The 12,037-nt window shown below is 54.9% G+C and carries 11 protein-coding genes; 9 read left to right on the plus strand and 2 right to left on the minus strand.

What is annotated here, in order from left to right; genetic code table 11:
- Window positions 1-81 precede the first annotated feature (81 nt).
- Window positions 82-1,413 (plus strand): MFS transporter, encoded by a 1,332-nt coding sequence (locus IGS75_RS07465; protein ID WP_202256480.1) that lies wholly within the window; start codon window positions 82-84, stop codon window positions 1,411-1,413.
- Window positions 1,414-1,569: 156 nt separating this feature from the next.
- Here the strand turns inward: IGS75_RS07465 and IGS75_RS07470 are convergent, their stop codons facing one another.
- Window positions 1,570-2,469, minus strand: coding sequence for a LysR family transcriptional regulator (locus tag IGS75_RS07470; protein WP_167495500.1), 900 nt, complete (start codon window positions 2,467-2,469; stop codon window positions 1,570-1,572).
- A gap of 97 nt (window positions 2,470-2,566) precedes the next feature.
- Here IGS75_RS07470 and IGS75_RS07475 point away from each other — a divergent pair, with 97 nt between their 5' ends.
- The 7 genes from IGS75_RS07475 (at window position 2,567) to IGS75_RS07505 (ending at window position 7,859) form a co-directional block, all read left to right on the plus strand.
- The gene (locus tag IGS75_RS07475; RefSeq protein ID WP_141352511.1) at window positions 2,567-3,028 is read left to right on the plus strand and encodes an FAD-dependent oxidoreductase; all 462 of its coding nucleotides are present in this window, start codon (window positions 2,567-2,569) and stop codon (window positions 3,026-3,028) included.
- The gene (locus IGS75_RS07480; protein WP_141352513.1) at window positions 3,012-3,323 is read left to right on the plus strand and encodes a (2Fe-2S)-binding protein; all 312 of its coding nucleotides are present in this window, start codon (window positions 3,012-3,014) and stop codon (window positions 3,321-3,323) included. The genes IGS75_RS07475 and IGS75_RS07480 overlap by 17 nt, the downstream gene beginning before the upstream one ends.
- Window positions 3,317-4,711, plus strand: a complete 1,395-nt coding sequence (locus IGS75_RS07485; RefSeq protein WP_202256481.1) for an FAD-dependent oxidoreductase — start codon at window positions 3,317-3,319, stop codon at window positions 4,709-4,711. The genes IGS75_RS07480 and IGS75_RS07485 overlap by 7 nt, the downstream gene beginning before the upstream one ends.
- A complete protein-coding gene (locus IGS75_RS07490; RefSeq protein ID WP_202256482.1) occupies window positions 4,708-5,526 on the plus strand; it encodes an NAD(P)/FAD-dependent oxidoreductase in 819 nt (272 codons plus the stop codon). The genes IGS75_RS07485 and IGS75_RS07490 overlap by 4 nt, the downstream gene beginning before the upstream one ends.
- Window positions 5,511-5,822 (plus strand): NAD(P)/FAD-dependent oxidoreductase, encoded by a 312-nt coding sequence (locus tag IGS75_RS15695; RefSeq protein WP_272929790.1) that lies wholly within the window; start codon window positions 5,511-5,513, stop codon window positions 5,820-5,822. The genes IGS75_RS07490 and IGS75_RS15695 overlap by 16 nt, the downstream gene beginning before the upstream one ends.
- 7 nt (window positions 5,823-5,829) lie before the next feature.
- A complete protein-coding gene (locus IGS75_RS07500; RefSeq protein ID WP_202256483.1) occupies window positions 5,830-6,216 on the plus strand; it encodes a hypothetical protein in 387 nt (128 codons plus the stop codon).
- Window positions 6,217-6,587: 371 nt separating this feature from the next.
- Window positions 6,588-7,859: an MFS transporter gene (locus IGS75_RS07505; protein WP_202256484.1), complete on the plus strand. Its 1,272-nt coding sequence runs from the start codon at window positions 6,588-6,590 to the stop codon at window positions 7,857-7,859.
- A gap of 212 nt (window positions 7,860-8,071) precedes the next feature.
- Here the strand turns inward: IGS75_RS07505 and IGS75_RS07510 are convergent, their stop codons facing one another.
- The gene (locus IGS75_RS07510; protein WP_237468711.1) at window positions 8,072-10,492 is read right to left on the minus strand and encodes a TonB-dependent receptor; all 2,421 of its coding nucleotides are present in this window, start codon (window positions 10,490-10,492) and stop codon (window positions 8,072-8,074) included.
- Window positions 10,493-10,758: 266 nt separating this feature from the next.
- On the opposite strand from IGS75_RS07510, the gene IGS75_RS07515 reads away from it, so the two are divergent.
- Window positions 10,759-12,036: an MFS transporter gene (locus IGS75_RS07515; protein WP_202256485.1), complete on the plus strand. Its 1,278-nt coding sequence runs from the start codon at window positions 10,759-10,761 to the stop codon at window positions 12,034-12,036.
- The last annotated feature ends 1 nt before the right edge of the window (window position 12,037 follow it).

Here is a 12,037-nt window from a genome sequence, read left to right on the forward strand (position 1 = left end):
AGGAGATGGCCCAAAAGACCCGTGACAAGACAGTACGTTCGATGTGAAGCTGGAATGATAGACACAGCCTGGGAAAATGTAATGCTGTTTGATGAACTGTCAGTTCAAAAATTCCATATCAGGGTCTTGATTGCTGGAGCGTGCGGCATTTTCACGGATGGTTATGTTCTGGGCTCCATCAGCCCTGCCCTTCCCAGTCTGACATCGGCATTACATCTCAGCCCTCATCAGACGGGTCTGGTGGCGTCTGCTCCGCTGGCCGGGCTTTTGTTCGGAAGTCTTCTTGCTAGCCCGATCCTCGATAAAATCGGGCGCAGAATTCCTTTTGAATTCGACATGATGTCTTTTGTATTTCTGGCGTTTTTGCATGCTCTCACTTCAGATCTGACCAGTCTGCTTATCCTGCGTTTTATTATCGGTTGTGTACTGGGTGTCGATTACGTTGCCGGCAAGCTGTATGTCAGTGAGTTCCTTCCTTCGGCGTTTCGCGGCAAGCTGATGAGCTGGCTGAGTGTGGCCTGGGTGGGGGGGTATACGTCTGCTTACGCCATTGGCTATGTCATACATCTCGTCTGGCCTCAGGGGACGTGGAAAATCATTTTCATGAGCGCTGCCTTTCCTGCACTCTGTGCAGCGATTTTGCGCTACGGGATGCCGGAATCCATTCTGTGGCTTCTGGCCCGGCGGCGCATTGGCGATGCCCGCAGAGTCGCAGACCGCTATTTTGGTGCTGTTAAACTGCCGTCATGGAGTTCTGATACGCAGTCTACTGGACGCTCAGGCACACTGCGTCGTGTGGTGGAGTTATTCTCCGGGCAGCAATGGCGCCGCAGTATTGGCGCGACGCTTTTCTATGTTTTGCACAATGTTCCTTATCTTGTCCTGAGTGCGTTTCTGCCAGAAGTTCTGCGGAATGTGGGGCTTCATGATCCGTTCAAGAGCGGACTGTTTTATGATGCACTGTTGTTCAGCGGTGCTGTCACAGGATTATGGATTGTAGAGCGTTTCCAGCGACGGGCGCTGATTGTCGGTAGTTTTGTTCTTCAGGGGAGCTGTCTTTTCATCGTCAGTCTATTTGCGCTTCCGCCACTGATGACGCTCCTGCTTCTGACGGCTTTTGGCTTTATCCTGACCGCGGCGGACTGTCTGACCTATGTCTATCCGCCAGAAGTTTTCCCGACGGATCTGCGGGCCACGGGTGTGAGCTTGATGGTTTCCAGCAGTCGGCTTGTTGCGACATTAAGCACGATGGCCTTTCCCGCTGCCATCGCAGAATACGGGCTGTCGGCCAGTTTGGCAGCGATTGCCGTTCTTTTATTCGCAGGTGCTGTGATCTGCGGCTTCTGGGCTTCTGAAACGCAAGGGAAAAAGTTGTCTACCTTAGGGGCTAAAAACGCTAACAGCCGCTCGTGACGTGCTCAGTTACCATTGATCGTCCTAAAGAGTTTTTTTTGAGTATAGGCTCTGTTTTCGTGATCCCGAGCGCATGCGTCTGGCTTTTTCCCAAACGTTTTCTTCTCCGCCATCTGCCTTGCCGCGACTATCATCTTCTGGCTATGAGGCCTGAGCCTAAGATCGGACTTGGGTATAATCTAGCCGCTGCATAATCTCCAAGAAGCGGTGGGTAAGGTTGTCGGATTTCTTCTCGGTCGGGTAACATACACGAAACTTAAATTTCATGTCGGGTGAAAATTTTCGGACGATAATGTTCGCATCGTCAGGTGGGATATAGAATGGATGCACGATGGAGACGCCCAGCCCCGCCGAGACGAGGGACAGCAAGAGCGGTGCCGTGTTAACGACATGGGCGATATCCAGCGTTGCGTTTTCCTGCTGGAAAATGTCCCGGACCAGACGGGCCGTCAGTGTTTCCATACTGAATGAGATGAACGGGACGTTCGTCAGGTGATGCGGCGTGATGATGGTTTGTGCCGTAAGTGGGTGATCGCGAGGCATGATGCAGACCATCGGGCGCTCCATGAGCGAAACGCACGTGATTTCGTCCGACAGTTCCTGGCTGCCGATCACACCGATATCGATCGTCTTGTTGGTAAGGCCACGCATGATATCGATTGAGGGCAGGGAAACGATATTGAGAAAGACGTTCTCGTTTTTTTCAAGATAAAGTGCGGCTGCCCGGGAAATAAAACCTGTTGAGAGAGCGGGCAGGACGCCGATAACCAGCTCCCTGTTCTTGCGGCGCCTGATGGCCTGAACGACATCTTCGATCTTGTTGAGGCTGTGATACAGGTAGGACACTTCTTCATATAGTGTTCTGGCTTCGGCAGTGGGCCACAGGCGACCTTTTGCGCGCTCAAACAGTTCCAAACCGGTATCGATTTCTAGGTTCCGGAGCAGTTTGCTGGCCGCAGGCTGGGAGATGTTTAGCTCTACGGCTGCCGCACTGACGGTTTTTTGTTCCATCAGGGTCGTGAAGAGTTCGATCTGCCTGAAATTCAGGGGCTTCATCGCGGCCATAACCTTCCGGAATAGGATGGGTCAAAAACGGTCTTAGACAATTCATAATTGAATATGCAACGTTCTTGTGCCGAAAGAATGGGGTGTGATGTTCGATTGCGTCGTCATCGGGGGTGGAGTTGTCGGTTCGGCCATCGCCTGTGGTCTGACTTCGCATCTGGATTCTGTTTTGATGATTGACGGAAGAGACAGCTATCCGCGCGCTGCTCAGGCGAATTTCGGACTGGTCTGGTATCAGAGCAAGGGTGTGAGTATGCCTGCCTATCAGCGTCTCTCCCGGCTGGCGACCCGAGCCATCAGTGTATTTCTTGATTTGCTGCGTGTTTCAGCCGTTCGTCAGTGGAGCGGTCGACGCGTAATCACGCCGGATATCGTACCCATTTTTGGGCGCAGTTCGAGGTTTCCAGGAACGTATTTCTGTATCTGTCATTCGGGGGTAACGCTGGCGGTCTATCATGCTCGCAGCCTCGTTCAGCGTCTCTTCGGATATGTGAGTGGGCATGACGTCCAGCAGTTCAGTGCCAGGAGATTCGATGTTCAGGCTGCTTGAAGATGACTGGGGCAGAGTGGAGAGCACGGTGACGATCGAGATCGACGGGTATCCGGTCATCGCGCAGATCGGAGAAACGGTGGCGTCTACGTTGTTGCGTGTCGAAGCTTCCTGGAGCAGGACGACACCAGTCTCCGGTGCTCGGCGGGCTCCGTACTGCATGATGGGTGTGTGTTTCGACTGTCTGATGCTCGTCGAGGGAGAAGGGCTGGTGCGTGCGTGCCAGACATCTGTCCGGGCGGGTTTGAAGGTGCAGCGGCAGATGGGGCCAAGGAAGGTAGGGCCGTCATGTTGAGGCCTGATCTTCTGATCGTGGGAGCCGGACCGGCAGGAATGAGTGCTGCGATCGTTGCGGCGCGTGCGGGGTTGAAGGTTGTCGTCGTTGACGAGCAGCCGACCCCCGGAGGCCAGATCTGGCGTGGGATCGAAGCGAATGCGGGGACGTCCCGCGGCAGGGCGCTGGGGGAGCAGTACTGCTCCGGTCTGGCGACAGTCCGGACGTTTCGTGAATGTGGGGCGGTTTACTGGCCGTCCACTCGGGTCTGGCAGGTCGAGTCCACTCTGGGGACATATGTTACTGGTCCCGGGGGGACACGTGTGGTCGCCCCACGTCTGGTTCTGATCGCGACAGGGGCGCAGGAGCGTCCGGCTCCGTTCCGGGGATGGACGTTGCCTGGGGTCATGACGGTTGGAGCGGCGCAGATCCTGCTCAAAAATCCCGGAAGTGTTCCTTCGGAGCCTGTCTGGATAGCAGGATGTGGGCCGCTGGCGCTGCTTTATGCACATCAGCTGATCAGAATGGGGGGAGTGGTGGCGGGTTTTCTCGATACTCGGCCTTCCACTCCGCTGCGTGAAACGTTGCAGCTTGCAGGCAGGGCCGCCCTACGGAGCAGCCGTGAGCTTGCCAAGGGTGCGTCTTGGTATGCGGAACTGTACTGTCGTGCGGGACGCTATGTTCCGGATGTTGTTGATCTTCAGGCTCTGGGGACGGATCAGCTTGAGGGCGTACGCTACCGGACGGCAGCCGGACGGGTGGAAGAGATCAGGACGTCTCTTCTGCTGGTTCATGAAGGGGTTCTGCCCGAGCTGCATACGGTGCGCAGTCTCGGATGTGAAATCCAATGGGATGCCGGGCAGGCCGCATACAGGCCTGTTCTGAATGAATGGGGCGAGTGCAGCCATCCCGATATTCTGATCGCGGGGGATGCGGCAGGTATTGGTGGCGCCGTGGCTGCTGTCCATCGGGGCAGGCTGTCGGCTCTACGCATTCTACAAAGACTCGGGAAAGTCGCTGCTGAACCCGAAATGACCGAGGAGAACTGTCGGGCAGCCCTGGCGCGTGCTCTGGTGCTGCGTCCTTTTCTGGATCGGGTTTTCCGGCCGCGCGAGCAGGTCTTTGCGCCGGATGACGACACGATCGTCTGTCGCTGCGAGGAACTGCGGGCTCGTGATCTGTGTGCGGCGCTGTCGGGGAGCGTGGGGTCGAACCAGCTCAAGGCCTTTACCCGGGCTGGAATGGGGCCTTGTCAGGGGCGACAGTGCGGTCTGACCGTGGCGGCCTTGATTGCCGCCGCCGAGGGGCGGCACATGAGTGAGGTCCAGCCTTTCCGGGTGCGGCCGCCCCTGAAACCGCTCCGGCTCTGCGATCTGGCAGGTCTGGCAGATGAAAGTCGTTCGTCATGAGGGCAGGGCAGGCGACGACTGCCGTGATCGGCGGAGGGCTGCATGGTCTGGCCTGTGCGCTGGCTCTGGTGCAGCGGGGGCAGGATGTTGTGCTGTTCGAACGGTCATGGATTGGGCGGCGGGCATCGAGTGCGACGGCGGCAGGTGTTCGAACCCTGTGGCGTGACCCCGCGGAAATTTCTCTTTCCCTTGAGGCGCTGGAACGATGGTACCGGATGGATGCGCTTGTCGGGGATGACTGCGGATTTCGGGCGGGAGGTCAGATCAAGGTTGCCGAAAGTCATGCCGAGATGGAGGCACTGGCGGCCCGCTTCGCCCAGATGCGCGAGCTCGGGTTCCATCATGAAGAACTGATCGATGCCCGGGAACTGCGTCGGCTGGCTCCCATGATCAGTGAGCACTGTGTCGGAGGGCTAATCGCCCGTCGCGATGGAGCGGCTGACCCTCATCGGACGATTGCCGCATTCCGCCGGGCTGTCGAAGGACATGGCGCCGTCATTCGCGAAGGGATTGCAGTTATGGCGCTTGAACCTGCGGTCGGAGGCTGGCGTGTTGTGACGGATGCTGGAAGTTGGACAGTGCGTCATGTCGTCAATGCGGCAGGTGCCTGGGGCGCTCAGGTCTGTCGGATGGTCGGCGAGGTAATCCAGTTTGGGTACAAGGCTTCCATGGTGTTTGTCACCGAACGGGTGGAGCAGGCGTTCAGACCGGTGTTCAGCACGGTCGGTCGGTCCTTGAGCTTCAAGCAGTCTTCGCAGGGAACACTGGTTGTCGGTGGCGGGATCCAGGGGGGGGCGATCTGGAAAAGGGGTTAACGCAGGTTGATTTTCGTGCCCTCGCTAAAGGGGCAGCGGCAGCGCAGGAGCTGTTTCCGGCCATCCGGAACGTCCAGATCGTGCGGGCCTGGACGGGTCTGGAGGGGAAGACGCCTGACCTTCTGCCTGTCATCGGGCCGTCCGCACGTGCTTCCGGCGTCTTCCACATATTCGGCTTTTCCGGACACGGGTTCGAGCTTGTTCCCTTGGTAGGGGAGATTGTCGCCGATTGCATCACCTACGGTCGGTCCCGTTACGATATTGGCTCCTTCGATGTCGCCCGTCTTCTAACTTGAGGTGTGCATGATGTCTGGAAAGAACCTGAACGCTGAAAATAGTCTGTCAACGGTTGCTCTCATGCTCCAAATAGGAATGAATGTCGACGTAACGTTTGCCGCTTTCCCGGCCTTGGAGGCTGAAGAGCTGGCCTATTGCATGGCCCCCTCCACCCCGCATGATCCGTCTGCAGCCATTCTAACCGAGATCAGAACAATCCGTGCGATACAGGAAATTGTGGTCTGGAAGTACGAATTGCCCGATGTCGACTCTTGCATCCCTCAATGGAGCACAGGGCAATCAGGATATTTTCATCGGAAAGAGACGGTGTGGGATGTGTTTAAGTTCAGTATTGAAAATGAATGGTTGCCAAAATATCGAAAAATTTCCATGAAATCTCTCATATTTATGTAAAATTCTTTCCTTAATTACTTATATGTATCTTATTTTTTCAGTTCCTATTTTAGGGATATTAATTCTAATTATTCGATATTTGTGAAAAATCAGAGCGTGCCTGCTTACAAGACGGTGGATCTGGGCTTTGGTTATCATTTTCCGTCTTAAGGGCCACGGTATAATGCGACGCTGAGTGACTAATGGTTGTTATCTCAAATCTGTCGCAGTAGTCGTTGCTATTTCGAATTATATGCAGGGCGTTTACGGTACGACCATCGCAGCCGGTATGCCTGAGTATTATATGGCCGCCCTTTTGGGCTTCATGATGAATTTGTCCACGGATTTCTAAAAACAGAGCGTGCAACAGACAATTTTTCTGGAGGGAATTCATGAGTTTGCTACGGTCTGGACTTCTCGCGAACCGATGGGCCATTCTCCTGCTTATTATTGCTCCACTCAATTTTTTGCTGGGCGTCGACAGGAATGCCCTGACTGTATGCTCTCCCCTTGTGCGTGCAGATCTGCAGATTGGTGCAGTTGCGATGGCGGGGCTGATTACTACTGCAACGGCCATCTATGCTTTTCTGCAACTGCCAGCGGGGTGGTTTGTTCAAAAGATCGGTGTTCGTTGGGCGCTTTTCGGGGCTTGTCTGCTATGGTCAATCGCGACGCTCGCAACCGGGCTCCCACATTCCCTGTGGCAGTTCGCGGCCGCCCGGATTGCCCTTGGGATCGGTCAGGCGCCGGACTGGGTGGCGTCGATCCTCGCCTTGAAGCTTCTTTTTTCGGAAAAGGACCGTGAAGCTGCAAATTCGGTTCTGCTTGGATCTCTGTACATTGGTTATTCCGCCAGCGGATGGCTGACTGCCTGGCTTATGGGGTTCGCAGGCTGGCGATGCAGCTTCCAGATCTTCGGACTGGTGGGAATAGCCGTGAGTGTCCTCGTGTTTGTGCTGTATGGAGGGGCATCGCTGGAGCCTTCCCCGCAGGTCAGGGAAGATGGGAATGCCGGAAAACGCCCTGACATTCGCAGGTTACTCGGTGTCATGCCGGTTGCCCTGTTTTACGGAATCGTCTGCTGTCTGCAGAGCTTCTTTCACGTGACCTTTTCCCATTTTGTCATGAATCGTTTCGCGCTGAGTGCGACGACAGCAGGTCATGTCTTTTCGCTGCCCTGGCTGGTTCTGTACGTGGCTGCGATCGGGTGGGGCGCGGGTATCAGAAGTTTGAAGAAGGCCTACCCGTCATTCGGACTGCGACAGCAGACATATATGGGATGCATCGCAATCGTTATCGCCGCACTGGGGCTGGGGGGCGGTATCCTGTGCAGCAATATCGTGATGTGTCTGGGGCTGTTTGCCGTGTGCATGCTGTCAATCGGACTTTGTCAGGTTTTGACCTGGACGCAGGTGCAGCGTTTTGAATGGGGAGCGGCTATCGCGGCCGGGGCGGTTGCTCTGGCAGGAAATCTTGCCTCTTCCGCTGCCCCGGTCGGATATGAAATGATATTCGCCCGTTCTGGCGGATGGGGCACTGTTTCGCTGGTTATCTGTGTTCTGGGTGGAATGGGCGTCATCGTCTGGCAGCTGGCGCATCGGAAGGATGGTGCGGTCAGCCGGTTGGACAGCATGAGCATCCAGAAAGGTACAGACACGCTCTGAAGGTGACAGGATCGTTATGGCATCACGTCTCCTTGCAGGCGTGATGCCATGTAATTGCCAAAAGGCTCTCACGGTTCGATCCTGATTGATTGGTAAAGCGGTACGTCCGGCGATCGCCTGTTGGGATCAAATGAAACGCCGCCCTGCGAGGGTTTCTCGCAGGGCGGCGTAAAATGTTGTTCTGGTCCCGGTGTAAAGAGTTCCGGTTTCGCTTAGAAGGAAGACGAAATGTTGATGACAAAGGTCATGGGGGCTGCGAGGAAGTAGGCGGGTGTCGAGCCTGCGACGATCTGGCCATTCGTGGCACGTGTTGGTCGTGCATTGGGGGTGACAGTACTGATGCCGCCGAGATAGGCTTTGTTCGTCAGGTTCATGAAGTTCAGACGAAGAACTGGCTCATGCAGGACAAACCATTTCGGGAAGTGGTAACCCAGCCCCAGATCGACGGTTTTGTAAGCTGGCATCGACTGATCGTCCATAAAGGTCGAGTACTGGGAATCAACATATTTGAAGGTGACGTTGGCAAAGAATGGTCCTTTTGTGTACATTACCCCAACATTAGCCATGAACTTTGGGCTGAAAACCGCAATTTTGCCGGCAGTCGGCAAGGTCCCCGACGCCGTGTTGAAATTGTTATCCATCGTGGAATGGAGATATTGCCCGTTCACATAAGGCGCAAAGCCGTAAAACGGATGAAGGGAAGCTTCTGCCGTCACGCCGCGTACGGTCTGGCCGCCTGCTGCGATGGCGGTGTTGGTTGATGCGCCGTTGATGAAAGCCTGGGTCGTTACCTGATGATTCGTTAGGTTGGCATTGAAAAACGCTGCGTCGAAATTGAAAGCACCGTAGTAACGAAAGCCCAGCTCCTCGCTGATCGTGTATTCCATACGGGAATTGTTCGAGCCGCTCTGGGAGATTGCTCCCGTTGCGGTGCTGTAGATGTTGGGATAGGTGGACAGCGGGACAGGCGGTCGTGCGTTAGTTGTTCCGTTGATATAGACCTGCATGTTCTTGGTGATGTTGTACGACACCGATACGCGCGGCATGGGTTGTGTTATGGCCTGCGAGAAATGATATTGTGGCCCGGCGAGCTGGTTGGTGCCGGAGACGTAAAACATCATCTCTTTCACACCAGCAGTAATTTTTAGTTTGTCATCTAAGAAGCTCTGTGTATCCGAGACATAGAAATTATTGATCATCGTAGACATCTGATACTTGGCGCCCGCGATGAGACTGCCATTCGTGGCGTAAAGCAGGTCCTTGCCCATATAGCTGGACGCGTTTCCGTTAATGTCGAGAGGCGTAACTCCGGATGTTGCGTCCATGTTCCAGTGATCGAACCAGTAACCGAAAATCAGGTGATTGCTGTGGATCGGATCATATTGGATATAAGTGTTAACTCCGGTCTCGTATTCACGCTGTGCTGTATTCGCTAAGCCATTGACGCGACCATTGACGAGCGTCAGGTTTGACGTATCCAGGGAGACGCGCTGCTCTCCCGAATACAGAGAGTCGGGGTTAAGCGAAGTCTGGCCTGGGCTGTTGGAGAAATTCCAGTGGAAATAGGGCGTGATATGCAGGTTCAGGTGACGCGCAAGCGAGAATTCGTTCTGGAATGAAACCAGAACGCTGTTGCGGTGATAAATGTAGTTCTTCCAGTAGTTGGTAGTTACTCCAGGAATATAACTGGAAGCGTAGTTTCCTACGGAAAAATTATTGTTTGTCTTTGCAGCGGTTTCATAGGCTGCAAGCGTATAGGGGTTGCTACGTGCATTCTTCCAGTTATCGTAAGAAACAAACAGACTGCTGCGGCCGATGGAACCCCATTCCCTAAGAGCCTTAAAATCGACATGTGTCTTGTTGCTGCGTCCTGAACCCGCGAATATGTCAGCGGCGGTATAGGATGCGGAACCGAACAGGCGGATGCCGGAATGGCCGATATAGCCGCTGTCGAGCCGTCCAAAGACGCGTTGCGCGCGGTAGGATCCTGCAGCATAGGAAATCATGCCACCGGCTTTCTCTGACGGATCCCGCACTGTTTCGATCAGTTCACCACCTGAGGAAGATTGAACCGGGTCGTTGATCCGTGAGGTGCTGGGAATCAGCGTGATGTCAGACAGATTCTCATTGTCGGCATAGCTCTCGGTATAGGGATTGTAATAGGCCTGATCGACGCCTGGGACGCCTTCAATTGTATAGCCCAATTGTGTCTGCTGGAAGCCGCGGACGCTAATTGTGTTGCGAATGCTTAGGCCAAACGCATCCTGCGTTCCGTAATTGACGCCCGGCAGGGTGGAGACGAGCTGTAACGGTGAAGCGATGGCAGATTTGCGCGCAATGGCTGCAGCCGTAATGGAGCTTGTGGACTCTGGGGCAACCTGACGTTTCATAAAGCCGCCCGCCATGCGCCGTCCGGCTGAGACATGAATCTGCTCGGGATCTGACTGCACCTTGACAGCGCCTGCCGCTCTGCGGGGTGTTGGGTGAAATGTGGGAGGAGCGCTATGCCCGCTGTGAGGCCGGACGTTCTTCACGGAAGACGTTGCACCCTGGGCGCTTATGGGAGACATCGCACTGGCTGCAAATAGGAGTGTGGTTGCCGACAGGCGTCTGGAGAATGTGAAAGATGCCACTGACATGATCTCCGTTTTCAGGGCTCGCAGCAGGTTGCGATCGGGGGAGCTGGGTTTTTGTCGTTTCGATCTAGAAAGCATCTTCTGAAGGGCGTTAGAATCCAACACATAGCTGTTATTCAAAAAGTGCAGGTAAATCGTTTTGGCTGCTGGCCCAGGTGTATAACTGATATACTGGCCGTACATCAGGAAATTGCATACTATCGCTATGAATGTTTCGTAAAGGAACCAAAATGCTAGGGGAACGACCGGGTAGGCAACGAAAATTGAGCGGCATTGACGCGGATCTTGTCGATGAATTCGGGATGCGGCCTGTTCGGACATCGTGGGGGGCTGGCTGGATAATCCTTTTTGCCCTGGTGGCGCCGATCAATCTGCTCATGTCTCTGGACCGTCAAGCCATGACGCTGTCAGCTCCCCGGATACAGGCGGAATTCGGTTTTTCCCTCGTCCAGATTTCTATCATCATTGCCAGTGTATTGTGGACCTACGCGCTGCTTCAGATACCGGCCGGCGCTCTGGTGAACCGTTACGGTCCTAGAAAATGCTTGTTTGTTGGCTGTCTCGCATGGTCGGTCGCAACTATCATGACGCCTATGGGCAGTTCGTTTGTCAGCTTTCTATTGATCCGCCTTGCGATGGGGATCGGGCAGTCTCCGGACTGGTCTTCCAGCATTGTGACTATCAACAACTGGTTTCAGCCCCGTCGGCGGGCCCGGGCGAACGCGGTTCTTTTGGGTTTTCTCTATCTGGGATCGGTGGTCGGTGGCCCGATGTTGACGCAGATGACGGCTCATTATTCTTGGAAACTTGGGTTTTACGTCTTTGGCGTAGGAGGAGTGATCTGGAGCTGCCTGTGGAGCATCTTCATGCGTGATCGTCCGGCGATGGCGGAGGCGACGGTTGAAGGCGTGAAACCTGCGGTAGATCGTGTGCCCATGAAACGCTTTATGCGCTCACGGCAGTTCTGGTGCATCGGTATTCATTACATGTGCCTGCTGACCATCCAGTCCTTTTTCCTGACGCTGATGCCGTTCTATCTCATGGATCACCGGCATCTTCAGTTCACGTCGATGGGATGGTTGTATTCCCTGCCATGGGCCTTCCTTTACGTTTCCGTCTTCCTGAGCGGTATGATCGCGGACGCTGTGCTCAGGCGGACGGGCTCTGTGTGGAAGGCTCGGACTCCTATGGGCATGATCGGGACGTTCTGTTGTGGTGCGTTGGTTCTGGTTGGTGATCATGTGCAGAATGTAACGGGCATGATCGTGATTTTCGGAATTGCCTTGGGCTGTTCCGGGCTCAGCCAGATCTCCATCTGGACCTCGGTTCAGGATCTGACGTCCGGGCAGGCGGGGATTGTGGCCGGGTGGACGACGTTCTGGGGAAATGCGGCTAGTGGTGTTGCGCCAATCGTCATGGTGTATATCGTCAGGATGACAGGAAGCTGGTCCATGGCTCTTTTTCTGCCATTCATTGCGGGGATGATCGGTGTGGTCTGCTGTTCGGGCACGCATCCGGAACGTCCTATTGAAGGAACATAGC

Origin of the sequence: Gluconobacter sphaericus, assembly GCF_016757795.1 — a bacterium.
In the GTDB taxonomy this organism is placed as follows: Bacteria; Pseudomonadota; Alphaproteobacteria; order Acetobacterales; family Acetobacteraceae; genus Gluconobacter; species Gluconobacter sphaericus.

Bases quoted from the DNA above. Each gene is read 5' to 3' on its own strand.
- IGS75_RS07465 (WP_202256480.1), top strand. From the start codon at position 82: ATGCTGTTTGATGAACTGTCAGTTCAAAAATTCCATATCAGGGTCTTG.
- IGS75_RS07470 (WP_167495500.1), bottom strand. From the start codon at position 2,469: ATGAAGCCCCTGAATTTCAGGCAGATCGAACTCTTCACGACCCTGATG.
- IGS75_RS07475 (WP_141352511.1), top strand. From the start codon at position 2,567: ATGTTCGATTGCGTCGTCATCGGGGGTGGAGTTGTCGGTTCGGCCATC.
- IGS75_RS07480 (WP_141352513.1), top strand. From the start codon at position 3,012: ATGTTCAGGCTGCTTGAAGATGACTGGGGCAGAGTGGAGAGCACGGTG.
- IGS75_RS07485 (WP_202256481.1), top strand. From the start codon at position 3,317: ATGTTGAGGCCTGATCTTCTGATCGTGGGAGCCGGACCGGCAGGAATG.
- IGS75_RS07490 (WP_202256482.1), top strand. From the start codon at position 4,708: ATGAGGGCAGGGCAGGCGACGACTGCCGTGATCGGCGGAGGGCTGCAT.
- IGS75_RS07500 (WP_202256483.1), top strand. From the start codon at position 5,830: ATGATGTCTGGAAAGAACCTGAACGCTGAAAATAGTCTGTCAACGGTT.
- IGS75_RS07505 (WP_202256484.1), top strand. From the start codon at position 6,588: ATGAGTTTGCTACGGTCTGGACTTCTCGCGAACCGATGGGCCATTCTC.